Below are 26,420 nucleotides of genomic sequence, written 5' to 3' on the forward strand. Positions count from 1 at the left end.
TCATCGAGCGGCTGCGCGAGAGGGACTACGTGTTCGTGACCAGTGGTCAGGCCCTCGGCGGCACCGAACCCGGCAACGTCTACCCGCCCGACTGGGACGGCGACTGGTAGGGGCGGTCCCGCGAACGCCAGCGGGCGGCCGGTGGGGGTTCCCACCGGCCGCCCGCGTCGTCGGTCAGCTCGCCTCGGGGGTCTGCCTGACCACCGTGAGCGCGGGGGCCGGGGCGTCCGAGCCCACGGCCTCCTGGACGGACCGGTAGCCGGCGGCGCGGACCAGACGGACCAGGCCCCGGTGGATGCGGCGGGGCCACAGCGGACCACCGTAGATCAGCCCGGTGTACCCCTGGACCAGGGTGGCGCCCGCGCGGATGCGGGCCCAGGCGTCCTCGGGGGTCTCGATGCCGCCGACCGCGACCAGGGTGACCCGGTCACCCACGCGGGAGCGCAGACGGCGCAGGACCTCCAGGGAGCGCTCCTTGAGCGGGGCGCCCGACAGGCCTCCGGCTCCGGCGGCCTCGACCTCGGTCTCCGGGGTGTCCAGCCCGGCGCGGGAGATCGTGGTGTTGGTGGCGATGATCCCGTCCAGGCCCTCGGCGAGCGCGAGGTCGGCGACGGCGTCGACGTCCTCGTCCGCCAGGTCCGGAGCGATCTTCACCAGCAGCGGCAGCTCGGGGCGTCCCGCCTCGGCCAGGGACGCGCGCACGGCGTTGACCAGGGGGAGCAGCTGCTCCACGCCCTGGAGGTTACGCAGGCCCGGCGTGTTGGGCGAGCTGACGTTGATGACCATGTAGTCGGCGAAGGGCGCCAGCCGCAGCGCGCTGAGGGCGTAGTCGGCGGGCGCGTCGGCCTCGGGCGTGACCTTGGTCTTGCCGATGTTGATCCCGAGCACGGGCCCGCGGCGCTGGTGGTGCAGGCGTTCGGCCACCAGTGCGGAGCCCTCGTTGTTGAAGCCCATGCGGTTCACGATCGCGCGGTCGGCCACCAGACGGAACAGCCGCGGCTTGGGGTTCCCGGGCTGGGGGTGGGCGGTCACGGTGCCCACCTCGACGTAGCCGAAACCCAGGGCCGCCAGGCCGCGCGGGCTCTCGGCGTTCTTGTCGAATCCGGCGGCCATGCCCAGCGGGCCGGGGAACTCACGGCCGAAGGCGTGCACGGTCAGCTCGGGTTCGCGCGGGCCCAGGACCCTGCCCATGGTCTCGGCCACGCCGGGGACCGCGGTGACGCCGCGCAAGGCGGCGAAGCTCAGCTTGTGCACCGTCTCCGCGTCCATGTGGCGCAGGACCGAGCTGAAGAGGATCTGGTAGAACACGGTCATCCGTTTCCGTCTCCCTCGCGTTCGGCGAGGAAGCGTTCGAGTTCCGCGCCGAGTTCGTCGGCGGTGGGCAGCCCCGTGCCGTCGTCGGACAGCGGGACCGGCCCGCCGCCCTCCTCAGAGCGCGAGGACATGATGTCGTCGTACTGGCGTTCCAGGTTGGCCACCACGCGCTGGACCTCCTCGGAGGCCGCGACCTGCTCGGCGATCTCCACGTCGGTGGAGGCGGCCACCTCCTCCAGCTCCTCGCTGGGCAGGGCGAGACCGGTCGCCCCGGCCACGTACTCCAGAGCGGCGATGGCCGCCCGGGGGTAGGTGGACTGGGCCAGGTAGCTGGGCACGTGGATGGCGTAGCCCACGAAGTCGTGGTCGTTCTCCCCGAGGCGGTACTCCAGCAGCGCGGACGCGCTGGCGGGCACCTCGACCCGGCCGATCCACGGGGTGTGTCCCTCGATCAGCTCGGGACGGGTGGAGTGCGGGGTGACCGTCACCGGCCGGGTGTGCGGCACCGCCATGGGGATGCCGTGGACACTGATGGAGAGCGAGACGGAGAACCGTTCCACGAGGCTGGACACGGCCGCGGTGAAGGCCTCCCACTCGCCGTCCGGCTCGGGGCCGTGCAGGACGAGGAAGGGGTGGCCCTCGGCGTCGCGCATCCGGTACAGCGCCAGCTTGGGCGGTGTGTAGTCGGTCCACACGTTCTCGACGAAGGTCATCTGTGGTCGGCGGCGGCGGTAGTCCACCAGGCGGTCGACGTCGAACGTCACGACCTGCTCGGCGGTGAACCGCTCGAACAGCGACTCGGACAACTGGCTGCCAGCGTTTCCGGCGTCGACGAAGCCGTCCAGACAGACGAGCATCACCAGCCCGGTGACGTCGTCGAAGCCGGGGTGGAGTTCGTACAGTTCTGCGGGGTCGCGCACCGGGTTCTCGTCTCCAAAACTGGTCGGGATCGCAGGGGCCGCGACGCACCCGTGCCGACCTGCCGGAGGGTTCCGAGGGGACCCGTGACGGGGTCGCTGTGCCCTGCTTTTCCACAATACCGACCCGGGGCGGGTGCGACCGGACCCCGTGGCCCCGGAGGTGACGACGCCCACACGTCCGGCCGCGGGGGTCAGGGCGGCGGTGGACGGCCCGGAACCGCGAGGGCGGGATCGCGTAGAAGTCGACGAAGACCTGGCGGAGGGTCTCGGCGGAACCGAAGCCGCAGCGGGCGGCCACCTCGGTGACGGAGAGGGCGGTGGACTCCAGGAGGTCGGCGGCGGCCTCGGCCCTGGCGCGGCGGACCAGGTACGCGGGCCCCTGCGCCGCCCCGGGGTGTTCGCCTTCCAGGCCCCGGCGCTGGCGCTGTTCGGCGGCGCCGGGCTCCTCACCCTGGTCGTGTCCCCCGAGGCGGCGGTCGCGGTGGTCGCGGTCGGTCTGCTCGCGCACGCCTGCTGGGACGCCGTGCACTGGTGGACCGGAAGGTGATCTCCCGGTCGCTCGCCGAGTGGTGCATGGTCTACGACACCGCCGTGGGCGCCACGATCCTGGTGGTCCTTCTGGTCAGGGCGTTCTGAGGTCGCGACCGGGGCCCGGTCGCCCACCGGGGCCCGGTCGCCACTCGCTCAGGCCCGGCTTCACCGGACACCGAGGGCGCGGCGCACGCCGTCAGCGTTGGCGGACCACTCTCAGGGTCCGCAGCCGGTTGAGGACGGCGCCGATCTCGTGTCTGCGCGGCAGGGCGTAGTCGCCGCCGAAGTCCGCACCGAGCAGGGTCACGCCCTCCTTGGCCAGGGTCTCCTCCAGGGAATCCAGGGCCTCGGCCACGGTCCTTTGGCCGTCCAGGTGCAGACCCCGGACCAGGGCGCGCAGGGCCAGACCGGCACCGGTGATCTGTCCGGGGTCCACGAACTGCTCCACCGAGCGCACGTCGATGTCACCCTCCCCGTAGACCAGCACGTCCATGTCCCGGCGCTTGATCCGGCTCCGTCCCTTCGCGGTGTCGTCGTCCACCGACCCGGGGTCGACCACGCGGGCCCGGGGCAGGGTGAACGCGGCGTCGACACGATCGTGTGCCAGGGTGCGGGCCTTCTCGGTGACGTCGTGCGGGTGGTAGGCGTCCAGCATGATCACCTGGTCGGCGACGTCGAAGTAGTCACCGCTGCCACCCATGACCAGGACCGTGGAGACCCGGTGCTCACGGTGCAGGGGTCGCACCAGGTCCACGAAAGGCACCAGCGGTTCCCGGTCGCCGTGGACCAGGGCCTGCATGCGCTCGTCGCGGATCATCAGGTTGGTGGCGGTGGAGTCCTCGTCCACCAGCAGGGTGCGCGACCCGGCCTCCACCGCCTCGCAGATGTTGGCGGCCTGCGAGGTGGAACCCGAGGCGTTCTCGGTGCGGAAGTCGCGGGTGTCGGCGCCGGTGGGCAGGTTGCGCACGAAGGGGCTGACGTCCACCCGCTCCACGCCGCGCCCTTCCTCCGCCCGGATCTTGACCGCGTCCTCCCTGGTCACGACCTGTTCGCGGCCGTCACCGGGAACGTGGTCGTACACACCGCGCTCCAGGGCGTGCAGCAGGGTGGACTTGCCGTGGAAACCGCCGCCCACAATCAGGGTGATGCCTTCGGGCACCCCCATCCCGGTGACCGTGCCCGCGTGCGGGAGGTCCACGCTCACCCGCAGGCTCTCGGGTGCGGAGAAAGGAACCACGCCCTCCCCCGCCATGGGTTCGTCGCTCACACCGCTGCGCCGGGGAAGGATCGCTCCGTCCGCGACGAAGGCGACCAGACCCCGGTCGGCCAGCCCCGCCCGGAGGGCGACGGTGTCGGCCACGCTGTCGGCGAAGGCCACGGCCTCCGCCTCGTCGACCTCGTCCCAGTCGAGGTCGTCGACCAGCGCCGGAAGGGTGCGGCACAGCTCCCGCTCGGCGGTGCGACCGTCGATCCGGCGGCCGTGTCCGGGCAGGTCCACTCCGATCCGGAGGTCGAGGGCCCCGTCCTCGGTGACCTGGCACGAGGAGCGGGCGATGACCTCCTGGCCGCCGGTGTCGATCTTCAGCAGCGACCCCCGCAGCAGACGGCGGGCGCGCCGCCCGAGGTAGTCGGCGGTGGCCCGGCGGCGCACCGGGTCGGCGAAGGCGCTCGCGGGGATACCGGCGTCGGGACGCAGGACGCGGATGCGCGAGGGCGGCGCGAAGGGATCCGCCTGGACCCGCTCCACCGTCAGGGTGAAGTCACCGAAGTCCCAGTCGCCCTTGAGTGACTTGTAGCGGCCGTAGGAGGCGCCCTGCATCCGGAGGAGTTCCTCGGACAGGCGCGCCTCGTCCCGCACCCCTCGGATGGGTTCGGGTTCGGGCCTGCGGCCCCCGCCACCGCCGCGGCCACCGCCGCCCCCGCCGTACCGGCGCCCCTGGCCGCCGTTCCCGCGTCGCTCCGTCATCACTTCCCCCGGTGTCGCTACGTACTGGTGCCCCCGCCAGATTAGGACTTCTGTGCGAATCCCGCTCCGACCCTGTGGACAACCGCGTCCGGGCCGGGCTGGCGCGGCCCGCCCCGACCCACCGGCGCGAGGCGCTCCGGCCCGGATCAGGTCGGCGGTACGGGCAGCACGTCCGTGAGGATCGCCTCGAACTCGTCGGGGCTCGGCTTCGTCTCGCCCAGCAGGGAGTGCGGCAGGACGCCGTCGGACCACCCGAAGTGACGCACGCCACCCCGCCCGGGGAGGACTTTGCCCGGCACCTCCCCGACGGCTAGGTTTCGGGGAGCCCCCTCTCCCGAGGAGTCCGCACCATGAGCACGGTCCTGTTCGCACCGGAAACCTTCAACCTCGCCGAGACGACACGGGCGATCGAGGTCGCACGTCGACTCCGAGGCCGGCACGAGTGCGTGTTCGCCGGGTACTCCGAGCGGTACGCGGGGCTGATCGAGGACGAGGGGTTCGAGTACCACCCGCTCTCCCCGGAGCTCACCGACGAACAGGCCGACCAGCTGATCCGCTTCGACCAGGGCCGTGGCGTGAGCCACCCCTTCACCACGGAGAGGGTCCGGGCCCGGGTCCAGAGCGAACTGGCCCTGAACAAGCTGCTGCGGCCCTCGGCGACGGTCATCGGCACCACGCTGAGCCAGATGATCTCCGCACGCGCCAGCGGGGTCCCGCTGGTCTACGTCAAACCCTTCGCCTACTCGTGGCCGCACCTGCGCCAGGCCGACTCCCTGCCGCTCCTCCAGGAGAACCGCCGCCTGTCCCGGGCGGTCAACATCGGCGCGGCGCTACTCCTTCGCGAGGCCGCCCGGTACACCACCCACAAGCCCGGCGGCTTCTCCAGGGTCGCCCGCGAGTACGGGGTGCGACTCCCCCGCCGAACCGTGGAGGCCCTGGACGGGGACCTCAACCTGGTCGCCTCGATCTCCGGTTACCTGCGCCCCTACCGGCTCCCGCCCCACTACCGCTGGGTGGGCCCGGTCTACGCGAGGCTGCCCCTGGAGGTTCCCCCGGAGGTGGAGCACCTGGTGAAGACCGCCCGCGGGGCCGACCGCCGGGTCGTCTACTTCGCGATGGGCAGTTCCGGGTACCGCGACATCGTCCTGAGGGTCCTGCGCGAACTGTCCCGGCTGCCCGTCACGGTGATCGCCCCGGTCGCACGCTACCTGGAGCCCGGTGACCAGGAGCGACTCGGACCCCACGTGCACGTGTTCGACCTGCTGCCCGCCCACCGGCTCGGCGACCTCGTGGACGCCTCGGTCATCCACGGCGGCGAGGGCACCGTGCAGACCGCCGTCGCCTCCGGGAAACCGTTCCTCGGTATCGGACTCCAGCTGGAGCAGCGTTGGAACGTCGCCGAGTGCGTCCGCTTCGGCAACGCCGTGGGACTCACTCCCCACCAGGCAGAGGGGGAACGGCTCCGCCGAGCCCTGGAGTCCCTGCTCCGCGACCCCCACCTGCGTGCCCGAGCCGAGGAGCTCCAGCACCGTCTGGCCGGCGTCGACGGAGCCCGGAACGCCGCCGACCACATCCACGAACTCGTCTCCTGACCCGCGCGTCGATACTCGTCCTCGCACTCGGTGACAGCACCCCGGTAACCCTGGAGACCGAGACCTTCCTACGGACCCGGGCCGACCACGACGGCACGAAGACCCCGGGCGACCTCCTCCAGCAGGAGACGGCCCTGGTCCCCGGTGGGCTGCGCGCCACCGACGTTCCCGGGGGCACGGTGCATCCCGGCTGCTGTCGGGCGAGCTGTCCACGACGGCCCAGGCGCAGGCCGCCAGCGACCGGATCAACGGGATGGGTCTCGCGGAGATCGGGGGCGTGGTTCCCCCGGATGATGGACCGGCCCCGGTGTCGACGTGCCCCGAGGGCTCCCGGGCCTCTGGGGTCGAGCCGGGTACGGGGTTCTCGGCCCGACCACCAGAGGGCGACGGCCGGGCAGGAGGGGGTCCAGCACCGACCGACGGGGAGGACGCGGCCCGTCCGGAATCAAGGGGCGCTCCGGTCGGGCCGCTGTCCCGACACCTCCACGGAGGGGGGTGGGGGGTGTCGTGGAACTATTCTTACCGGACCCGGGACGGCCGCACGGGGAAATCCGGGAATTCGGCGGGATCGGCTTCCCCATGGGTGGTGTGTATCAGGCGAAAGCCGCACGGAACGCTCGGTCGTGCGGGTCCACGGGGTCGTCGGCCAGGTCCCCCACGAACACCGCCACGAGGTGTCCGCCCCGCTCTTCGACATCCGCGAGCAGTCGCCGCCACTCGACCAGGTTGGGGTGCCGGAGCTCCGTGCACGCCTCGGCGGGCGCCAGGGCGTCGACGGCCGCTGTGAGGCGCGCGGGCGTGAGTTCGTGGGTGGCGGTGCCCGAGGTGTGCCCGCACTCGATCGCCAGCACGATGGCGGGCAGGGGGCTCGTGCCGACGTTGGTCAGCCCGAAGAGCGTCCGGCCGTCCCGGTGCACGCCGACCCCGTAGGCCGCCGGACGCCGCCATCCGGGGTGGCCCGCCTCCAGCCGCTCGCGGGCGGCGTTGATCTCTTCCCTGGTGGCCCACTGCTCCATGGGGGTTCTCCTCTACAGGTTCAGGTCGCCGGTGGCGACGGTGACGGCGTCGCCGCCGATGTGCACGCGGTCCCCGTCCAGGCGCAGGTGCAGGTCACCGCCGCGGCGGGAGGCCTGGCGGGCCAGGAGCTCGGTACGGCCCAACCGCGCGGCCCAGTGGGGGGCGATGACGGTGTGCGCGGACCCGGTCACCGGGTCCTCCGGGACGCCCATGGCCGGGGCGAAGCACCGGGACACGGTGTCGTATCCGCGGTCGCCGGGCGCGGTGGCGATCACCATGCGGGCGGGCAGGGCCCGGATGGCGGTGGGATCGGGGTCCAGGGCACGGACGGTGGCGGCGTCGGCGAGTTCGACGAGGAGGTCGTTGTTGCCGCCGATCCCGGTCCACCGGGGTTCGGCGCCCAGGGCCGCGGCCAGTCCGTCCGGGGCGTCGGCGGGGGCCGCGGGGCGGGCGGGGAAGTCCATCCAGAGCCTGCCGTCCCGGTTCTGCACGGTGAGGACGCCGCTGCGGGTACGGAAGCGGATCGGCCCCCGCTCTCCGAGTTCGGTGAGGGCGTGCGCGGTGGCCAGGGTGGCGTGGCCGCACAGGTCGATCTCGGTGACCGGGGTGAACCAGCGCAGTTCGAAGTCCGCGTCGGGGTCGTCGATCCGGCGCGCGAACGCGGTCTCGGAGAGGTTGAACTCGGCGGCGATCCCCTGTGCCCACGCGTCGGGGTAGGTGTCGTCCAGTACGAGGACGGCCGCGGGGTTCCCCGCGAGGGGTCGGTCGGTGAAGGCGTCGATGACGCGGTACTCGGGCATGGGTCCATTCTTCCAAGTGGAGCCGGTCCGCCAAGGGCCACCGGAGGGTGAAGTGGACCCCATCCCGACTACTGGAGGTGGGGTTCGTCCAGGATGAACATGGTCTGGGTGCTCTTCACCTCGGGCAGGCGCTGGAGCCGTTCCAGGACGAAGGTGCGCAGGGCTGCGGCGTCGGCGACCCGGACGAGGAGCAGGAGGTCGACGTCGCCGGAGACCAGGGCTGCGTGGTCGACCTCGGGGATGTCGCGCAGGTAGCCCCGGAACCTCTCCCAGGAGTGCTGTTCGATCCGTACGGAGACGTAGGCGGAGAGCGCCGTGCCGTACTTCTCGGGGTCGATGACGGCGGTGAATCCCCTGATCACACCTTCGTCGCGCAGGCGTTCGAGGCGGGAGTAGGCGTTGGCGCGGGAGATGTGCGCGCTCTCGGCGACGGCACGGATCGACATGCGGCCGTCGTCGCGCAGGAGCGCGATGATCCGGCGGTCGGTGTCGTCCAGCTGCACGGCCACTTGTCTTACCTCATACCGTCCGCGTCGTGGACACAACAGATGAACTGTGGTGGAAGGCGTCCTACCGAGCAGTTCGTCCAGCATCCGCCCGGGAGCATCGACAATATGGGGTGATTCGCCTCATATTCAAGACATGAAGCGCTCCGATGATCGGTGTCGTCCGGCTCCTCCTCGGAACCGGACGCCCGAGAGACCGGCCTCATGGGGACCGGCTCCACACTGACCACCGTGTCGGGCACACGGGGCGGCTCCGCACCCGCGGGCGGCAACGGCGCCGCCGGAAACGAGGCGGGTCGGGCTCCGTCCTGGTGGGTCACGGCGCGAGTGAGGGCACGCGGCCACGCGCCGCCGTGTCCACGGGTCGGGCGGGCCCTCCGCGTCAAAGGCGACCGGAGGACCGCTGACCTGACCACCGTGCGGGCGACCGCGGTGCGGCGGTCGACCGGACGCGTGGAGCACCGCGACTGTCGCAGGGAGGGCTCTGACCGCTCGGCTCCGGCGGGCGCACACAGCGCAGGGGCCGCGATCGACGATCGCGGCCCCTGGCCTACCCACACCCCCAGGGTCTGCGCCCTACGGGAGTCTCATTGTTTCCCCCCGCCAGGAGGAACACCTGGCCTAGCGGACTCCCGAGGTCACGGATGACCGGGGTGGGTCCGGGGGTTGTCGCGGAACTGCCGGGACTAGCGCCCGAGCAGCTTGTCGAACAGCGTGGCGATGCCGTGACGACCGTTGCTCTCGGCCATCAGACCCTTGTCGCCCTCGTCCTCGGCACCGGCGTGGGCACCGGAGGGACGGCGGGTCCAGGCGAAGAACAGCGCGATGAGGATCGCGGGGATGATCGCCAGGCTCAGCAGACCGGCGGCGGAGGGGGTGCCCTCGGCGCCCGTCAGCCCGAAGCCGGTCAGGTCGTTGGCCGCGGTCTCGGCGGTCACGCCGGTGTCCTCGTCCTCCTGCTCGGCGGCGGCGGGAGCGTCGTCCTGCTGCTCCTCCTCCTTGGCGGTCTCCTCGGAGGCCTCGTCGGAGGTGTCCTCCTTGGCGGCCTGCTCCTCGGCCTGCTCCTCCTCGGCCGTCTCCTCCTCGGGGAGGTACTCGGCCGGGACGTCGGAGACCGCGTTCTCGCACTTGTTGCCGGACTGGTTGAACGGGTGGGGAGCACCTTCGGTCCCGTTACCGTCGCCCCACTCGGTGATGAAGTACTCGACCTCAGCGTGGCCGTTGCCACCGCTGACGACGAGGGAGTCCTTGTCGAAGCTCTCGCCCATCATGTCGGCGAAGGTCTCGCCGTCGATGTCCAGGAGAACGTCGCAGTTCTCGGAGGGGATACCGGGACCGCGGTCACCGATGAAGAACTCGTACTCTTCACCCTCGTAGACGATGAATCCCTCGGTGCCCAGCGGCCAGCTGGGGCTGGAGAACAGCCCCTTCTGCATGGGTTCACCACCGGCGGGCATCCCGGTGTCTCCGTTGATGCCGGAACCGTCGTCCCAGAAATAGGTCGCGGTGACTTCGCCGTACTGAATGGGAGTGTCGTTGCTCATGAAGTGATAGCCAGGTTGACGACAGAAGCCGAGAAGACCGGGCCATGACGTGTCGGGGCACGCGGACGTAAAGGGGTCCGTGTTCCGGACGAGTGTCGTGTCATGGCACGCCCCGCGTCGCTGGCGGCGAGTGGCGGGGTGGGAACGGGGGGCCGGATCGGCTCCGCCGGACAGCTGCGCGTGGATTCGCGCTGCTCGTTCCCGAGAGAAATGAAGAGGTCTCGATTCCCTTTCGGCTCGCAGGCCGGTCAAGGGCTCGGCACCGGATCGCTAAAGGTCCATAACGAACCGGTCACGAAGGACACTAACCCAGGGTTCGGCAAAGTGCCGAAGGATCGCGAGTAAAATGACGCGGCGTGTTTTGCAGAACACGCAACGACGTCACTGGCTAAGAACCCGCAGGTCACGGGATCGCCCTGACAGCAGGGGTTCGCGGGCCCGACCGGGGACAGCAGGCGGGCTCGCGAGTGGCGCTCGTCATAAACCAGAACGAACGCAGATGGGTCGCCTCAGAACCGCCCGAAGGGCCACGGACCAGCCGAAAGGTCACGAAGGACCGGACCGCGAAGGCGCGGACCGGAGGCCCGGTGGGGACGGCACACAGGGGGCACATCGAGGCAAAGGCCGCGTCATCCGGGCACTGGAGGGGTCACCGGAACGCTTCCTGGGGCCGGTGAGCACAAAGAACTCCCCGGCGGGTTGTCCCACCGGGGAGTACGGATCGGGTCAGGTGACCTGTGACCTGCGGTTGAACCGCTCGGCACGCCACTCCCCGGACTCCACGACCTCCACCAGCGCGGTGGCGGCGTCGTGGACGTCCACATAGCGCAGGTAGAGCGGGGTGAACCCGAAGCGCATGACGTCGGGGGCCCGGAAGTCCCCGATCACACCGCGCTCGATCAGCGCCTGGACGATCGGGTAGCCGGCCCCCTCCTCCGGCTGGACGAGGGAGACCTGGCTACCGCGCCGGTCGTGCTCGGACGGGGTGATCGACGCCAGCCCCACCGAGACGGCCCTGGCCAGGAACAGGTCGGTCATGGCCAGGCTCTTGGCCCGGACCTGGGCGAGGTCGGCCTTGGCCCACACGTCCAGGCCCGCTTCCAGGGCGGCGTCGGCCACCAGGGGCTGCGAGCCGCTGAGGAAGCGCGAGACCCCCGGGGCCGGTTCGTAGTCGGGGTCGAAGTCGAAGGGCCGCGCGTGGCCGTGCCATCCGCTGAGCGGCTGGTCGGAGGCGGCGTGGTGGCGGCGGGCCGCGTACAGGAACGCGGGGGCGCCCGGACCGGCGTTGAGGTACTTGTACGTGCACCCCACCGCGAAGTCCACGTCGTTCCCGGAGAGGTCGATGGGCACCGCGCCCACGCTGTGGCACAGGTCCCAGATCACCAGTGCTCCGTGCTCGTGCGCGAGGCGGGTGATCCCGGCCATGTCGCGCAGGACCCCGCTGCGGTAGTCCACGTGGCTCAGCAGCAGGACGGCCACGTCACCGCGCGCCAGGGCCTCGGCCAGCTCCGGGCCGTCGGGGTCCACGCGACGCTGCTCCGCTCCGGCCAGGCCGACCGCGCCCTCGGCGACGTACAGGTCGGTCGGAAAGTTGCCCGCCTCGCCCAGCACCACCGTGCGGTCGGACAGACGCAGGGCCGTGACCAGGGTCTTGAAGAGGTTGGCGGAGGCACCGTCGCCGACGACCACCTCGTCGGCGGCCGCACCGACCAGCGGGGCGACCTTGGCGCCCAGGGTGCGCGGCTTGTCCCACCAGCCCGCGTCGTTCCAGCTGCGAATGAGGTTCTGCCCCCACTCGCGCTCGATCATGTCGGCGACACGGGCGGGGGTGGAGCGGGGCAGTGCGCCCAGCGAGTTGCCGTCGAGGTAGATCACCCCCTCGGGGAGGACGAACTCCTCACGGAGGGGGGCGAGGGGGTCGGCCGCGTCCAGTGCGGCGCACTCCTCACGAGTGGTGGGCGTCATCGGGTCCTGCTTCCTTGCCGGGGCTGGGTGGAGGCCGTGGTGGACCCCGGCCGGTCCGCCTCAGCGGCCCGACCGGGGTCTCCTGGTCTAGATGGTGCTACGCAGGGACCACAGTTCCGGGAAGACGTCCTTCTCGGCGTTGCGGGCCAGCCAGTTGAGCCCGTTGGAGCCGCCGCTGCCGGGCTTGCCGCCCATCGTGCGCTTGACCGCGACCAGGTGGAGCTGACGCCATCGTGTCACCCGCTCGGCGACGTCGACCAGGGCCTCGGCCAACAGGTACAGGTCGTTCCCGGGGCGGTCGTCGGCGTAGACCTCGATCCAGGCGGCCTCGACCTCGGCGGAGGGCTCGTAGTCCTCGGTCCAGTCCCGCTCGGCGGAGGCGTCCGGGACGGGCAGGCCCCGCCGGTGCAGCAGGCGCAGGGCGGCGTCGTACAGGCTGGGGCGCTCGATCAGGGCGGTGAGGTCGTCGACGACCCCGCTCATGGCCTTGTGCGGGCGGATCATGGCGGCGGACTTGTGACCGAGGAGGAACTCCAGTTTGCGGTAGCTGTAGGACTGGAATCCGGAGGCCTCCCCGAAGGAGTCACGGAAGCGATTGAACTGGGTGGGCGTCATGTCGCCGAACAGGCCCCAGGTGCTGTTGAGCACGTCCTGGGCGTTGCAGGCGCTGCGCAGCCAGGCGACGGCGCCGGGCACGTCGTCGACCTCCAGGGCCTCCCGGGCCGCCTCCCAGCGCTCCTGGACGAGCGAGAACAGGAGCTCCATCACCTGGGTGCCGATGATGAAGGCCGACTCGGCGGGCTCCTTGGTGCGCGGGTTCTGGAGGCTCAGCAGGGTGTCGATCCCCGCGTAGTCGACGTAGGGGGTGTTCTTCTCGAAGTTCAGGGTCGGCTTGCCCCCGTTGCTCTCCGCCCTGCTGGCACGGGCCTCCGCCGCGCCGACGTCCTCGGTCGGGGCGTAGGGACACTGAGCGGACGTGGTGGAGAGCATCGGGTGTACCCCTCGTGTACTGCGTGGTCATGTACGTGAACCCACATACTGGGGCAATTGACCACCAGAAGGAATGCACACCGATGACACAAGTCGGGCGTTGACCTAGCATTCGTAACAGGAATCCGCCATCGGCCTTGGGAACGCAAAGTATGGCCTCACGACTCGAAACCCCGCTGGACAGCGTTGACCAGCGCATCCTCGACGAGCTCCAACGGGACGGGAGGTTGTCCTTCAACGAACTGTCCCGGCGGGTGAACCTCTCGGCGCCCGCCGTGGCCGACCGGGTGCGCCGACTGACCGACCGCGGGGTGATCACCGGCTACCACGCCCACGTGGATCCGGCCGCCGCCGGTCTCCCGGTCACCGCGCTGGTGCGCATGGAATGCTTCGGCGCCCACTGCCTGCTGCGCGAACAGTCCTCCCTGGAGCTGCCGGAGATCCTCCAAGTGCACCGCGTCACCGGCGACGCCTGCTGTGTGCTGCTCATCGCGGTGCGCTCCATGGAGCACTTCGAGGAGGTCATCGACCAGCTCGCCGTGCACGGCCGCCCCTCCAGCACCATGATCCTGTCCAGTCCGGTGCCCTGGCGCCCGGTCAACGCCCCGCAGACCCGTTGAGACCCGCGGTCCCGTCCCGTCGCTTCCCGACTAGGGTTGACCGGTGAGTGTTCTGATCGACAGTCCCGTCTGGCCGGGCCCCCGTGGCTGGCGCTTCGCCCACCTGGTGAGCGACAGCTCCTTCGAGGAGCTGCACAGCTTCGCGCGTGAGCTGGGTGTTCCGCCCGGTGCCTTCGAGCGGGACCACTACGACGTGCCCGAACACCTGCACGCCCGGGCCCTGGAGATGGGCGCCGAGCGGGTCAGCGGCCGCGAACTGGTCACCCGTCTGCGCGGGGCGGGCCTGCGCCGCCCCAAGCACGCCGGGTCGGGGCAGGCTCCTCCGAGGACTCACGGCTGAGCCGGTCCACCTCGGCGAGCATGTTGGAGCGCGCGCGGGGCTCCCAGTGCGCCCGACCGAACCGCGTGTGGAACAGGTGCGGGCTCTCCAGCAGCGAACGCAGGACCCGCAGCCGTCCGGCCCGGAACACCTTGTCGGAGTAGCGCCAGTACTCCGCCCGGACCGCGGAGGTGTAGGCCAGGTACTTCTCCGGCGGTCCGCCCAGGGTCGACAGGTCGGCGTCGCAGAGCACCGCGCCGTCGGCGTCCCCCGGCGCGGGCTGGTGGTCCTTGGTGACGCCCACCAGCCGCACCACCTCGGCGATCAGTGCCGGGTCCTTCCCCAGGAGCGTGAGCAGCCGCTCGGCCAGGGCGGCGCTCTCATCCTCGTCCTCGCCGGGGTTGCCCTCGTAGACGGCGTCGTGGAACCAGACCGCGTAGCGCACTGCGTCGACGTCGCGGGCCTCCTCCTGGAGCACGTCCACGGCTCGCAGGGTTCCCCACAGGTGGGAGAGGGTGTGGTAGCGGCGGTGTTCCTCGCTCCAGCGGCCGAGGAGCTCGTCCCCCACCGCCCGGGCCTCGCACCCCCCGCCCGCGAGGTGGCGCCAGGAGGCCGCGAGGAGGACGGCGTCCTCCTCCCGCAGGGGGTGGTAGCGGTCCGTCCGGTGCTCGGAACTGTCCATGTGGCCAGTCTTCCCGCCCGCGCCCGGCCCCAAAAGGTCAGCGCGGGTCAGCGCGCGGAGCCCTCGACCAGCCCGGCCTCGTAGGCGAGGATGGCCGCCTGCACCCTGTTCCTCATGCCCAGACGGCTGAGGATGGCGCTCACGTAGCTCTTGACCGTGCCCTCGACGAGGAAGAGGCGTTCGGCGATGTCGGCGTTGGACAGACCGGCGCCGACCAGGGCGAGCACGTCCCGTTCACGATCGGTGAGGTCGGCCAGGCGTTCGGCCGCGGCGGCCTCCTTGGCCGCCCTTCCGCCGCCGAACCGTTCGATCACCTGTCGGGCCACCCGCGGAGACAGGTAGGCGCCCCCGTCCGCGACCGCGTGCACCCCGGCGATGAGTTCGCGGGGGTCCCCCGCCTTGAGCAGGAACCCGCTGGCCCCGTCGCCGAGCGCCTGGGAGATGTAGGCGTCCTCCCCGAAGGTCGTGAGGATGACCACCCTGGTCCCCGGGGCCACCCGAAGGATCTCGGCGCAGGCCGCGAGCCCGTCCATGCGCGGCATGCGGATGTCCAGCAGCACCACGTCGGGGCGGTGGGAGAGGACCAGCTCCACCGCCTCCCGTCCGTCGGCGGCCTCCGCGACCACCTCGATGCCCGGGTCGCTCTGCACGATGGCCCGCACACCCGCGCGGATCATCGCCTCGTCGTCGGCGAGCAGCACCCTGATCACAGCCGTGTCCCCTTCTCCGGTCCCGGTCGCTCGGGAAGCATCCCACAGCGCCCTCATCGCCTCGTCAGCCTCTCCTTGGCTGTGAGCACCCCGTCCTCGAAGCACAACTGGTAGAAGTCCACGTCCTCGTCGAACATCCCCGCCGTGCCGCGGTAGTGGTCGCAGCCGGGGTCGGCGGAGTCGAACTCCGCCAGTTGCGCCTCGGAGACCCGCAGCGGCTGGTCGGGGAGCAGGTCGAGTTCGTCGCGGTGTTCGCCCACGGAGACCGCCGCGAAGTCCTCCGGTGGCAAGGTGCTGGCGGCGAGGATCTGGGCGAGGGCGTAGTAGACGGTCGCGACCACGAGCAGGACCACGACCACCGGAGCGGCCACCAGGGCCAGGGTCCACGGCTGGACCCGGCGGCGGGCCGCTCTGTGGAGCCGGTCGATCCCCTCGTCGGCGTGCTCTGCGGTGTCTGTCGTCTCGGCCCCGTTCAGCGGCATGGTGGCCCGCACCCGCCAGCCGCCTTCGTGGGGACCGGCGGTCAGGGTTCCGCGTGCCAGCCGGACCCGCTCCGCCAGACCGGTGAGGCCGTGTCCACCGCCCGAAGCTGGCTCCTGGCCGCCCCGCTCGCCCGGATCACGGTTGGTGACCCGCGCCTCCACCCGGGCGTCGTCGGCGGTCACCCTCACTTCGACGGGGGCGCCGGGCGCGTACTTGGTGGCGTTGGTCAGGGACTCCTGCACGACCCGGTGGACCGCGCGGTCCACCATCGGCGGAAGCGCGTCGAACCGCCCCTCGCCGACCAGCGTGACCTCCACCCCCGAGTCACGTGCCCGTTCCACCAGGGCCGACACATCCTCGTCGGCGGGGGCGGTCGGGGCGGGTTCGGCACCGGAGTCGGGGCGCAGGACCCCGATGATCTCGCGCAGGTTGGCGGTGGCCTCGACCGCACCCGAGCGCAGCCGGGAGATCTCCTCCCTGTGGTGCTCGGCCAGGTCCGGCGCCACCTCCAGGGCTCCGGCTCGCAGGGCGAGCAGGCTGAGGTCGTGGCCCAGGGAGTCGTGCATGTCCTGGGCGATCCGCGCGCGTTCGCGCAGTCTGGCGCGGTCGGCGGTCAGCCGCTGTTCGAGTTCCAGCTGGCGCGCGTGCTCCCAGCCCGCCTGTCCCAGCTCCCGGTGCTGGCGCCGGTAGACGCCCACCAGCCAGGGCAGCGCCGTGAAGAACACCAGGGTGATCCCGGAGCTCAGCCACAGCCCTGGGGTCTCGCCCACCAAACGGAGCACGACCACCGCGACGGCCAGGCTCAGTGCGGCGAAGAGCGCCACGGCGACCCAGGTCCGTCTCGACCGCCGACCGACCAGGTAGGCCACGCACACCAGGACGACCACGAACGCCTGGGACCAGAGACACACGAACACGGCCGCGCACGGCGCCAGGAGGGGGTGGGTGCGACTGAGCACGAGGACCACCCCGGCCAGGGCCACCAGGTGGAGGGCGGTCAGGGTCGGTTCGTACCCGGCGACGGCGAAGGCGTGGGCCTCGGCGAGCAGGACCAGGGACGCCCCGAGCCACAGCAGCAGGTCCCGCACGGCGGCGCCCCGGGTCGGCCATCCCGGGCCGGGCATCACCAGGACCCGAAGCGGGTCCGGGACCCGGCGCGGTTCCGGGGAGAGTTCGGCGAAGTCCATGGTGGCGAACCTACACAGCCGCACCGGTCACGGGTCACCCACGAAAGTCAGGGTTCGTCCGCCACCAGGATGGATCGACCTATCATGGGATGGTTTGCGGCCGAGGGCGACGGCGCGGCACCACGAGACAGAACGAGGCTGAATGTCACCCCTGGAGACCCTGCGGCGGATGCACCGGATCGCCGGTTGGCCCCTGCTCCTCGCCACGTTCCTGGCCCGGCTCCCCGTGTCCATGACCCTGATCGGGCTCCTCACCCTGGTCACCGTCACCACCGGCAGCGTCGCCGCCGCCGGACTGGTCTCCGGAGCGTTCGCGCTCGGTGAGGCGGTCGGCGGGCCCGTCATCGCGCGCTTCGCGGACCGTCACGGGCAGCGCTTCCCCGTGCTGGTCACGGCGATCGTGGACGCCGCCCTCATCGTCGCCCTGGTGGCGGCCATCGCGGCCGACGTCCCGCTGCCCGCCATCGTGGCGCTGGCCGCGGTCGGTGGTCTGTGCATGCCCCAGGTGGGACCGATGGCCCGCACCCGCTGGGTGGTGCTCATCCGCAAGGGACCCGACCGCGGCCTGGAACGCGAGCGCTCGGTGTCCGCGGTGATGTCGGTGGAGGGCGTCCTGGACGAGGCCGCGTTCGTCCTGGGCCCCGCTCTGGTCGGTGTCCTCACCCTGACCCTGTCCCCCACCGCGAGTGTGCTCGGTGCGGCCGTCCTGATCGGTGTGTTCGGCACCGTGTTCGCCCTGCACCCCACGGCACCGCCCGGGTCGGCCCCGGTGCGCGGCGCCGAAGGCCGCATCACACGGCCCGCGCTGCTGCTGCTCGCTGTTCCGATGTTCTGCCAGGGCCTGTTCTTCGGTGGCATGTCCACGGGCGTGACCGCGTTCGCGGACAACGCCGGGCACGGCGACCTGTCCGGACTGATGTACGCGGTGATGGGCTCCAGCAGCGCCCTCGCGGGGCTGATGATGGCCTCCCTGCCGGTGGGTTTCACGCTCACCGCGCGGGTGCGTGTGGCGGCGGGCGGTCTGGCGCTGCTCACCCTGCCCCTGTACCTGGAGCACGGCCCCGCGACCCTGGCCGTCGCCATCCTCGTGCTGGGCGTCGCGATCGGCCCCCACCTGGTGAGCCTGTTCGGCCTGATCGAGCGGGCCGCCCCGCCCAGCCGCCTCTCACAGTCGATGGCGATCATCCTGAGCAGTCTGATCCTGGGCCAGGCCCTGGGGTCCATGGTCTCGGGGTCGCTCGCCGACTCCTTCGGCCACCAGGGGGCGTTCGCGCTGGCCACGGCGGGCGGGCTGGTCTCCTTCGCGGTGACCACGCTGGTGTTGCGGGCCCGTTGGTACGAGCGGTCCGGCGCCAGTGACGGCCCCGCCGCTCCGGGCTCGGGGCCTCCCGTGACCAAGGACACGGGGCTCAACTCAGGGGTCTGAGCTGGTTCGACTCCGCTACCCCGTCCCGGCGGCGCCAGGCACGCGTCAGGGCTCTGGTCAGGGACCGGAGGGTGTGCGTAGGCTTGTCGATCGTGCTTGATCTGTTCAGGGCGCTGGCCCCCCGAGCCAGTCTCCTCCGCGAGGCCTGCCCGCCTCCTCCGCTCGCCGGGATCGCCCGCGTGACCCTGTCCGTGCGCGACCTCGACGTCAGCGTGCGCTTCTACCGTTCCGTCCTGGGCCTGCGCCCGGAGTACCCGGTGGACGGCGACGGGCCGCCCGTGACCGTCTTCCTTGTCCCCGGAGGGCCGTTCCTCGACCTGGTCCAGCACAGGGACAACTTCAAGGGCCGCTTCGACAGGCGCCGCTGTGGTCTGGGCCGACTCACGCTGGCCGCCGCCAACCTCGGCGTCCTGGAGGCCTGGGAGGACCGGTTCGCCCGGATGGACGTGGAGCACGCCCCGGTCGTGCACGCCGAGGAGGGTTCGACCCTGGTCTTCCAGGACCCGGACGGCACCGAGCTGGCCCTGTTCGTTCCCGCCGACCCCGACACCGGCGAGGACTAGTCGACCGGTTCCGGGACCCGGCCCGGCTCCGTCTCCCGTTACAGGGGCCGGTGGCCGGGCCCGTGACTACTCGCTCGGGACGGTCCTCAGTCGGATGTCGCGCTCACCGATCTCGTCCACCGCCGACCGCGGCAGGCGCTCGTCGGTGATGATCAGGTCGAACTCCTCCAGCTGGGCCACCCTGAAGGTGCCGAACTTGCCGTACTTGGTGCTGTCCACCACCAGGACGCTCTTGGAGGCGATGCGCAGCAGCTCCTGCTTGGCGATCACCTTCGCCTCCGACGGAGTGGTCGATCCGCGCTCGGCGTCCCAGGAGCTGCTCGCGATGAACGCGAGGTCGACGTTGACCTGCCGGAGGAAGTCGGCCGTGAACTGGCCCACGGAGGAGTGGTCGGAGTGCGACACCACGCCCCCGGTGTGGATCAGTTCGATCCCCGGGTACTCCATCAGGTGGCCGACGACGTTGAAGTCGCTGGTGATGACGGTCAACCCCACCTTGTCGGTGAGCAGCGGCACCATCTGGAGGGTGGTCGTGCCCGCGTCCAGGTAGATGGTGAAGTTCTCACGCACCAGCTCGGCGGCGGCGCGGGCGATGGCCCGTTTCGCGGGCACCTCCAACTGTGCCTTGGCCAGGTAGGAGGGTTCGCTCTTGAGCCGGGCCGCCAACCGCACGCCGCCGGTGACCGACAGGACCTTGCCGTCGTTCTCCAGGGCCTGGATGTCGCGACGCACGGTCATGTGGGACACGGACAGCATCGACGTGAGCTCGTTGATACTCAGCACGTGGCGCTCCTGGAGAAGCTTCAGGATGTGCTCTCGCCGCTGGTCCGGGATCATCGTTCGCCTCACACTCGGGGGCCTGGCGGGTGCCGTTCGGATACGACACCCCTTATCGAAGTTTCCCAGGTAGCCGTACCCAGGCGGTGCCCCCACGACGTGAGACCGCTCGCAATCCCCGCGCGATCGGCCCCCACGCTCCGCGCCGCCCGACGGCTCCGGGACGCCTTGGTGGGCGTTTTTCCTGTTTGCACCACGTGATCGCGGTCTCTTTGCCACTCTTGACTGCATGACGTTGTCCATCGCACTACGCGGAGACACCGCACGATTCCCGGGTAACACTCTCCCGGCACTGCGCTCGGCGCTGCGCGCCGGAGCCGACCTGGTCAAGATCGACGTCCACCTGTCCTCGGACGGGTACCCGGTCCTGGTGGACGAACGTGTCGTGACCCTCCCGGGTTCCCCGCCGCGTCAGGTCGCCGACCTGACCCTGGCCGAACTCGCCGCCGCCCGCGACGACGTGGAACGGCGGGTGCCCACACTCATGGAGGTCATCGCCGAGTTCGGCGGCGGCGCCACCGCGCCGCTGCTGGTCGACGCCGCCTCCCCCCAGGCCGCGCTGGCCGCCGACGCCGTCCTGCGCGAACACGGGTTCGGCGACCAGGCGCTGTTCACCGGACCGCTGGAGACGCTCCAGGCGCTGCGCGCCCGCAGTCCCGGTGCCCGCGTGATGCTCGCCTGGGACCAGCCGGGACCCCCGCCGGAGGAGGTGGCCCGCGCGGTGCGCCCCACGTTCCTGGGGATGCACTACTCCCTGGTGGACCGGGACCGGGTGGCCGACCTCCACCGGCACGGTTTCGGGGTGGTGGCCTGGACCGTGAACGAGTTCCCGGACATGGCCAGACTCATGGGAATGGGCGTGGACGCGCTCGCCACCGAACGCGTGGACGACCTCGTTTCCCTGACCTCCGGCCGTGCCCAGGAAACGGCTCAGGGGCCGCCGTGAACAACGGCGCGGGCGGCGGGAAAGGGAACGTCGGACCACGCGGAACCGTCCCGGGAAAACACTGGTACAACCCTTGTACCGTTCCCTCGGTTCACGGGACCACCTGGGAGAACACGACAAGCTTCCCTCAGCGGTCATCGGCGGGAACACCAACAACACGCGCACCGTGAATACCGCGTTTTCCGGTGAATTCCTCCGTTCCACACTGTGTGTGGAACGGTCACGCATATCCTTGACTCCCCTGACGTCCGTGGCGCACCGAGCGACGAGAAAACAACGAATGACGGCCGATCTCCCCCCGAACGCACTTCGCACGACGGCACCCGTCCTGGACTGCGCGGCCCGGCTGTTCGCCGAGCACGGTTCGCGCGGGATCGCCATGTCCGACCTGACCCGACGCATCGCCAGCGAGACGCGCACCGACGCGGCCTGCCTCAGACGTGCCTTCCCCACCAGGTTCGACCTCTCCTACGCCGTGGTCTTACGCGCGACCCGCGAACGCGTCAACGGCCAACTGGCCGCCGAGCGCCCGGGAGACCACCCACCGAACGTATGTCCGGCCTGGTCCGCAGGCATGTGAACTCCGGGTGGCGGCACCGGTCCGCCATAGCCCTGAGCCAGGAGCTGCTGCCCGCCCTGCGCGCCATCCACCCCGCCCGGCACCGGGAGATCAGCTCCCTGTTCCGGACCTACCGGGAGCACGTCCGCGAGATCATCGTGGCGGGAGTGAGCGCCGACCAGTTCCGGATACGGGACACGAACCGCGCCACCGACAGCGTCCTGGAGACCTTCGACTCGCTCCTGCACTGGTACGACCCCGAGGCCGGACTCAGCCTCGACGACCTCGGCGGCGTGTACGTGGACCTGGTGATCCACCACCACCTGCGCTGCCCGCGCTGACCGCGAGACGGCTCAGCCACCCACCAGCTCGTACAGGTCCACCGACTCCGCGACGGCCCGCAGCCCGGCGTCGTTGGGGTGCAGCTGGTCGCCGGAGTCGAACTCCGGCCGCATCCGCTCGGGAACGGCCGGGTCCCGCAGCACCGCGTCGAAGTCCCACACTCCGGTGAAGACCGAGCCCGGGTCGCCCGCCTCCGCGCGCAGGTGGGCGTTGACCCGCTGGCGCCCCTCCTCCACCTGCGGGGTACACCGGGATCCCCCCGCGCACGGCGCGAGGGTGGCCACGAACACCCGCACCCCGTGCTCCTCGGCGGTCCTGGCCAGGCGTCCCAGCCCCGCGATCACCACGTCCGGTGAGGCACCCCAGCGCAGGTCGTTGATCCCGGCGAAGACCACCACCGCCTCCACCCCGTTCTGCGCGAACACGTCGCGCTGGGCGCGGTGCAGCATGCTCACACCGCTGGCGTAGGTGGACACGCCCTCCCCGGGGTAGCCGTCCGAGGTGATCCGGTTCCCCGCCACACCGAGGTTGAGCACCCCCAGGGTCGGCAGGTCGGCGCTCTCGTGAAGCCGGGCGCCGAGCACGTCCGGCCAGCGCGTGTGACTGTCCCGGCTGGAGCGCAGTCCGTCGGTGATGGAGTCGCCGTAGGTCACCACCGCGCCGGGCCCGTCCGTCACCTCGATCCCCGTGAGGAAGGGCCATTGGTCCACGAGCCCGGTGAAGGGCTCCCCGGTGCGGTCCAGGGTCTGGTCACCGCTGCCGGGGACGCTGGTGTAGTTGGTGTCCACCGACGCGTAGTGGATGGGTGCGGCGGTCACCCGCTCTGGCAGGTGGACGCTGACCAGCAGTTCGGTCTGCGGTGGAAGCAGGACGTCGACGGGGTCGCTGACCAGTCGGCCCCCTGCGGGGATGACCGCGCCGGGCGCCCCGTCGAAGGTCAGCGGAACCGCCGCTCCGTGCGTGGCGGCGCCCACGCCGCGCAGTGAGACCGAGACCGCTCCGAGGGTGACCGGGCGCGAGGCGAAGGTGTTGTCGAACCGCAGGCGCGCCTTGTGTCCGCCGGTGGTGGTGCGCACGGTCAGTCGCAGCGTCTGGTCCTCCCATGGTCCGACCGACGCGTACCCGGACGCCGCGCGCGCCCAGGTCCCGGTCCAGGCCTGCGCGGCCGGGCGCCCGCCGACGGAGAAGACGTGCAGGCTGGCGTCCTCGTCGGCGATGGTGGGCAGGACGACGTGGTCGACCTCCCGCCCCTGGTCGATCGGCACGGAACGGGCGTACAGGCGCACGGAACCGATGGCGTCCTGCCCGAAACCCGTGGCGGAGTTGGCGTAGGGCAGGGACAGGACGGCGTCCCCGGCCGGGCCCGCGGCCCAGTCGGGGACCGAGATCGGGAAGTCCTGGGTGGTTCCGTCCGTGTAGACGACGCGGCCGTTGCCGCGCACGTCGGCGCCGGTGCCGTCGGTGCGGGTGCCGGTCGCCAGAAAGGTGAGGGACTCCCAGCGGGCGGGTTCGGCGGACAGGGTCACCGACTGGCCGTCGGAGGCCACGTGGTCGGGGCGGCCCGGTCCGTAGGCGGGGAGTTCGAGCGGTGTGTCCAGGAGGACCACCTCTCCTCCCGGATTCCATCCGGCCGCCGCCAAGGTGCGCGCGGAGAGGCTGTTGCCGGCGCCGTCGAGGTCGCCGGAGCCCACGGTGCCGTCCTGGGAGACACCGGTGCGGTCGAGGAGGTGTGTGAGTGGAAGAGCGACGGGCTCGTCCGGGTCGTCCGCGGACTGCATGGCGACGTCACGGGAGACGCTCGCGTTGATGGCGACCAGCAGCAGGGCCACCACGGCGACGACGGAGACCACCCTCAGGACGTGGTCCCAGACCGTGGCTGGCCGGTCCGTGCCGTACCCCGCCGTTCTGCCCCCGTCCACCACACGCCTTCCTCACCGGTTCCGTCCGTTCACCTCACGTGTTCGACGGTCCCCGCGGCGCGGTGGTTGCCGAGACGTGGGCCACGGTGCCCTCCGACCGGCGGCCAGTCTAGGGCGTATCGGACGGTTCGGGGTTTCGGCCCGGCCGCCGTCAGCCAATGGTCCCCAACAGCACGGAACGTGGCGTTTCGTACTCGCCGCCCGGGGGCACAGGCTCGTCAGGAGGTACCCCCCGTGGAGACCGGAACGATCGTCATCATCGTCGCGGCCGTGGTCGTCGTCATCGGAGGAGCCGCGATCATCGCCTGGCTGGCGGTCCTCCCCGCCTTGTACACGCGGCGGCTCAGAGCGCGGTTCGGCCAGGAGTACGAGCAGGCTCTGGAGGCGCACGGCGACAGAGCCGACGCCGAGCGGGACCTCGCCGGACGACTCAGCCAGCGCCGGGACACCGAGCTGCGTTCACCCACCGAGGCCGAGCGCGCGGACTACGCGCGCGCCTGGGCCGAGGTGCAACAGGGATTCGTCGACGACCCGGTGGGGTCGATCCGGGGAGCCCGAGGTCTCACCGACACCATCATGCGGGACCTCGGATACCCCGACGGCCCCGTCTCCGAGGACGGCGTCCACGACGACGCGAGCTTCGAGCGGCGCGCCAGGGACCTGTCCGTGGACCATCCCGACGCGGTCGCCCGTTACCGCGCGGCCCGGTCCGCCGGGCACCTCGCGGAGGCCGACCAGACCGCCACCGAGAACCTGCGCGAGGCCCTGATCGCCTACCGGGGCCTGGTGGAGGCCCTGCTCGGCGCCGAGACGACACGAGGCGCCCAGGTGGAGTAAGCACACGAGGGAGGTACACATGGCGGATCGCCCAGTACGGCCGAGGCACCGGCCGGGTGCGAAGCGGATCGACCCCGGACCCGTCGAGCGCCCCGTACCGCCGGAGCGGCCGGAAACCCCCGAGGAGGCCGAGGTGAGAGTGCCCCGGCAGAGCAGGCCCGCGAGGCCCCCCGCCCCCTCCCTGACCTGGCGGCCGCACCCCCGGGCCCTGGTCCCCCGTGAGGTGCGTGAGCGCTGGGACGAGGCCCAGGGAGAGTTCGTGGACGATCCGCCGAGCTCGGTGCGCGCGGCGGACGCTCTGGCGTCGGAGGTGGCCGACGCCGTGATCGCCGAGATCGAGGGGCGTCGCACGGCCCTGCACGCCGCCCTGGAGAAGGCCGACGACGACACCGAGGCCCTGCGGCTGGCCCTGCGCGACTACCGCGCCTTCGTGCGCGGGCTGCTCGGCGACGACTGACCGGTGAGAGGGAACCGGGTGCGCCGACGGCCCGACCGCACCGTCGGCGCCCTGCCCCCGGACCCCCGCCCCCGAGTGGCGAAGGCCCGACGAAGGGTCTCCCGCCAATGCGACACCGATGAGTGGTGAAATGAGCAGAACGCGGCACTGATGTCCGACTTTTGGTTTATGCGTGCCGTTTGGTGAGGCGCGCCCCCGAGGGTCGCCGTCGTGCGCGGAGGGGGTTAGCGGGCGGCCAATACTTCAACACGTATTCAGCACAGCTGACCGGTTCGGGCCGTAGCCGTCCGAACACGGCCGGATAGGAAAGAAAGCGCCGCTGGCCTGTCAGTGCAGGCTGGCGGCGCTTTTTGTATGTTCGGAAGGGGTAGGCCGGGCAGGACTCGAACCCGCGACCCAGGGATTATGAGTCCCCTGCTCTAACCAACTGAGCTACCGGCCCTCCGTCGTCAGCAAACGTCATCCTAACAGGATGCGTCCGACGTTTCCGCGCCCGAAATCCGTTGCTCCGCAAGGCTTGCCCGCACCTGTGACGACGCACGAAGCGCTTGGGCACACCTGGGTCGCGAACGGCGTCGGGGGGCGGTCTAGGGTGTGATGGTGCGGCGCGCGCCTGGCCGTACCCCCTGGGCCCGGCACCGGAGCCGCCTCGAACCCGTTGGTAACATCGCGGGTCGCACAACGTCGTCAGGAGAGTTCACGCATGTCCAACGCACCCGTCAACGTCACCGTCACCGGTGCCGCCGGTCAGATCGGCTACGCGCTGCTGTTCCGGATCGCCTCCGGCCAGCTGCTCGGCACCGACACCCCGGTCAAGCTGCGCCTGCTGGAGATCCCGCAGGCCGTCAAGGCCGCCGAGGGCACGGCGATGGAGCTCGACGACTGCGCCTTCCCCCTGCTCCAGGGCATCGACATCTTCGACGACGCCACCAAGGCGTTCGAGGGTGCCAACGTCGGCCTGCTGGTCGGCGCCCGCCCGCGCGGCAAGGGCATGGAGCGCGGTGACCTGCTCCAGGCCAACGGAGGCATCTTCAAGCCCCAGGGCGAGGCGATCAACGCCGGCGCCGCCGACGACATCCGCGTCCTGGTGGTCGGCAACCCGGCCAACACCAACGCCCTCATCGCCCAGAGCCACGCCCCGGACGTCCCGGCCGAGCGCTTCACCGCGATGACGCGTCTGGACCACAACCGCGCGCTGACCCAGCTCGCCAAGAAGCTGAACGTGTCGATCAACGACATCAAGAAGCTCACCATCTGGGGCAACCACTCCGCCACCCAGTACCCGGACCTGTTCAACGCCGAGGTCAACGGCGCCAACGCCGCCAAGGCCGTCGGCGACCAGGACTGGCTGGGGAAGGACTTCATCCCGACCGTCGCCAAGCGCGGCG

Annotated in this window: 23 protein-coding genes, 1 tRNA gene and 2 pseudogenes; 10 read left to right on the forward strand and 16 right to left on the reverse strand. The window is 71.3% G+C overall.

Going from position 1 to position 26,420, the window contains the following annotated elements:
- Window positions 1-174: 174 nt before the first annotated feature.
- The 4 genes and pseudogenes from D452_RS0121530 to D452_RS0121550 all read right to left on the reverse strand — a co-directional run bounded on the left by D452_RS0121530 (window position 175) and on the right by D452_RS0121550 (window position 4,731).
- Complete coding sequence (locus tag D452_RS0121530) at window positions 175-1,314, reverse strand: quinone-dependent dihydroorotate dehydrogenase (RefSeq protein WP_017546210.1); 1,140 nt, start codon at window positions 1,312-1,314, stop codon at window positions 175-177.
- Window positions 1,311-2,234 carry a proteasome assembly chaperone family protein gene (locus tag D452_RS0121535; RefSeq protein ID WP_017546211.1) on the reverse strand — a complete coding sequence of 308 codons (924 nt, stop codon included), beginning with the start codon at window positions 2,232-2,234 and terminating at the stop codon, window positions 1,311-1,313. The genes D452_RS0121530 and D452_RS0121535 overlap by 4 nt, the downstream gene beginning before the upstream one ends.
- Window positions 2,235-2,505: 271 nt before the next feature.
- Window positions 2,506-2,763 (reverse strand): annotated as a pseudogene (locus D452_RS31485) (hypothetical protein); the annotation flags it as partial.
- 198 nt (window positions 2,764-2,961) lie between these two features.
- On the reverse strand, window positions 2,962-4,731 hold the full coding sequence (locus D452_RS0121550; RefSeq protein ID WP_017546214.1) for an ABC-ATPase domain-containing protein: 1,770 nt from the start codon (window positions 4,729-4,731) through the stop codon (window positions 2,962-2,964).
- Between the two features lie 350 nt (window positions 4,732-5,081).
- Here D452_RS0121550 and D452_RS0121560 point away from each other — a divergent pair, with 350 nt between their 5' ends.
- Window positions 5,082-6,323, forward strand: coding sequence for a nucleotide disphospho-sugar-binding domain-containing protein (locus tag D452_RS0121560; RefSeq protein ID WP_017546216.1), 1,242 nt, complete (start codon window positions 5,082-5,084; stop codon window positions 6,321-6,323).
- Between the two features lie 593 nt (window positions 6,324-6,916).
- Here D452_RS0121560 and D452_RS0121570 read toward each other — a convergent pair.
- From D452_RS0121570 to D452_RS0121595, 6 genes are all read right to left on the reverse strand, one after another.
- Window positions 6,917-7,339, reverse strand: a complete 423-nt coding sequence (locus tag D452_RS0121570; RefSeq protein ID WP_017546218.1) for a hypothetical protein — start codon at window positions 7,337-7,339, stop codon at window positions 6,917-6,919.
- Between the two features lie 12 nt (window positions 7,340-7,351).
- A complete protein-coding gene (locus D452_RS0121575) occupies window positions 7,352-8,140 on the reverse strand; it encodes a PhzF family phenazine biosynthesis protein (protein WP_017546219.1) in 789 nt (262 codons plus the stop codon).
- A 68-nt stretch (window positions 8,141-8,208) separates the two neighbouring features.
- Window positions 8,209-8,649, reverse strand: coding sequence for an Lrp/AsnC family transcriptional regulator (locus D452_RS0121580; RefSeq protein WP_017546220.1), 441 nt, complete (start codon window positions 8,647-8,649; stop codon window positions 8,209-8,211).
- Window positions 8,650-9,332: 683 nt separating this feature from the next.
- Window positions 9,333-10,190: a hypothetical protein gene (locus D452_RS0121585; RefSeq protein ID WP_017546221.1), complete on the reverse strand. Its 858-nt coding sequence runs from the start codon at window positions 10,188-10,190 to the stop codon at window positions 9,333-9,335.
- Window positions 10,191-10,916: 726 nt separating this feature from the next.
- Window positions 10,917-12,155: a kynureninase gene (kynU, locus tag D452_RS0121590; protein ID WP_017546222.1), complete on the reverse strand. Its 1,239-nt coding sequence runs from the start codon at window positions 12,153-12,155 to the stop codon at window positions 10,917-10,919.
- Window positions 12,156-12,242: 87 nt separating this feature from the next.
- On the reverse strand, window positions 12,243-13,145 hold the full coding sequence (locus D452_RS0121595; protein ID WP_017546223.1) for a tryptophan 2,3-dioxygenase: 903 nt from the start codon (window positions 13,143-13,145) through the stop codon (window positions 12,243-12,245).
- A 152-nt stretch (window positions 13,146-13,297) separates the two neighbouring features.
- Here D452_RS0121595 and D452_RS0121600 point away from each other — a divergent pair, with 152 nt between their 5' ends.
- The gene (locus D452_RS0121600; RefSeq protein WP_017546224.1) at window positions 13,298-13,765 is read left to right on the forward strand and encodes an Lrp/AsnC family transcriptional regulator; all 468 of its coding nucleotides are present in this window, start codon (window positions 13,298-13,300) and stop codon (window positions 13,763-13,765) included.
- A 43-nt stretch (window positions 13,766-13,808) separates the two neighbouring features.
- Window positions 13,809-14,105, forward strand: a complete 297-nt coding sequence (locus tag D452_RS0121605; protein ID WP_026129545.1) for a DUF4031 domain-containing protein — start codon at window positions 13,809-13,811, stop codon at window positions 14,103-14,105.
- Here D452_RS0121605 and D452_RS0121610 read toward each other — a convergent pair.
- The 3 genes from D452_RS0121610 to D452_RS0121620 are packed head-to-tail and all read right to left on the reverse strand — an operon-like array spanning window position 14,026 to window position 17,146.
- Window positions 14,026-14,766: an HD domain-containing protein gene (locus D452_RS0121610; RefSeq protein WP_017546226.1), complete on the reverse strand. Its 741-nt coding sequence runs from the start codon at window positions 14,764-14,766 to the stop codon at window positions 14,026-14,028. The two genes, D452_RS0121605 and D452_RS0121610, sit on opposite strands and share 80 nt — an antisense overlap.
- Window positions 14,767-14,813: 47 nt before the next feature.
- On the reverse strand, window positions 14,814-15,476 hold the full coding sequence (locus D452_RS0121615; RefSeq protein ID WP_017546227.1) for a response regulator transcription factor: 663 nt from the start codon (window positions 15,474-15,476) through the stop codon (window positions 14,814-14,816).
- A 53-nt stretch (window positions 15,477-15,529) separates the two neighbouring features.
- Window positions 15,530-17,146: a sensor histidine kinase gene (locus D452_RS0121620; RefSeq protein WP_017546228.1), complete on the reverse strand. Its 1,617-nt coding sequence runs from the start codon at window positions 17,144-17,146 to the stop codon at window positions 15,530-15,532.
- 142 nt (window positions 17,147-17,288) lie between these two features.
- Here D452_RS0121620 and D452_RS0121625 point away from each other — a divergent pair, with 142 nt between their 5' ends.
- The gene (locus D452_RS0121625) at window positions 17,289-18,572 is read left to right on the forward strand and encodes an MFS transporter (protein ID WP_017546229.1); all 1,284 of its coding nucleotides are present in this window, start codon (window positions 17,289-17,291) and stop codon (window positions 18,570-18,572) included.
- Between the two features lie 83 nt (window positions 18,573-18,655).
- Window positions 18,656-19,135, forward strand: coding sequence for a VOC family protein (locus tag D452_RS0121630; RefSeq protein WP_017546230.1), 480 nt, complete (start codon window positions 18,656-18,658; stop codon window positions 19,133-19,135).
- Window positions 19,136-19,201: 66 nt separating this feature from the next.
- Here D452_RS0121630 and D452_RS0121635 read toward each other — a convergent pair whose 3' ends face one another.
- Entirely contained in the window at window positions 19,202-19,972 is a 771-nt protein-coding gene (locus tag D452_RS0121635) for a DeoR/GlpR family DNA-binding transcription regulator (protein WP_017546231.1), read from the reverse strand.
- Between the two features lie 229 nt (window positions 19,973-20,201).
- Between D452_RS0121635 and D452_RS0121640 the strand changes: the two genes are divergently transcribed.
- Window positions 20,202-20,918 carry a glycerophosphodiester phosphodiesterase gene (locus tag D452_RS0121640; RefSeq protein ID WP_017546232.1) on the forward strand — a complete coding sequence of 239 codons (717 nt, stop codon included), beginning with the start codon at window positions 20,202-20,204 and terminating at the stop codon, window positions 20,916-20,918.
- A 280-nt stretch (window positions 20,919-21,198) separates the two neighbouring features.
- Window positions 21,199-21,818, forward strand: a pseudogene (locus D452_RS28760) (TetR/AcrR family transcriptional regulator).
- 12 nt (window positions 21,819-21,830) lie between these two features.
- On the opposite strand, the gene D452_RS0121650 reads toward D452_RS28760, so the two are convergent.
- The gene (locus D452_RS0121650) at window positions 21,831-23,741 is read right to left on the reverse strand and encodes a GDSL-type esterase/lipase family protein (protein ID WP_017546235.1); all 1,911 of its coding nucleotides are present in this window, start codon (window positions 23,739-23,741) and stop codon (window positions 21,831-21,833) included.
- 231 nt (window positions 23,742-23,972) lie between these two features.
- Here D452_RS0121650 and D452_RS0121655 point away from each other — a divergent pair, with 231 nt between their 5' ends.
- Complete coding sequence (locus tag D452_RS0121655; RefSeq protein WP_017546236.1) at window positions 23,973-24,575, forward strand: hypothetical protein; 603 nt, start codon at window positions 23,973-23,975, stop codon at window positions 24,573-24,575.
- 19 nt (window positions 24,576-24,594) lie between these two features.
- On the forward strand, window positions 24,595-25,032 hold the full coding sequence (locus tag D452_RS0121660; RefSeq protein WP_026129547.1) for a hypothetical protein: 438 nt from the start codon (window positions 24,595-24,597) through the stop codon (window positions 25,030-25,032).
- 368 nt (window positions 25,033-25,400) lie between these two features.
- Here the strand turns inward: D452_RS0121660 and D452_RS0121665 are convergent.
- Window positions 25,401-25,474: transfer RNA gene (locus tag D452_RS0121665), tRNA-Ile, on the reverse strand.
- 261 nt (window positions 25,475-25,735) lie between these two features.
- On the opposite strand from D452_RS0121665, the gene D452_RS0121670 reads away from it, so the two are divergent.
- Window positions 25,736-26,420 (forward strand): malate dehydrogenase (locus D452_RS0121670; RefSeq protein ID WP_017546238.1); only part of this gene is annotated, 685 nt, incomplete at its 3' end.

Source organism: Nocardiopsis prasina DSM 43845 (assembly GCF_000341265.1).
Lineage (GTDB): Bacteria > Actinomycetota > Actinomycetes > Streptosporangiales > Streptosporangiaceae > Nocardiopsis > Nocardiopsis prasina.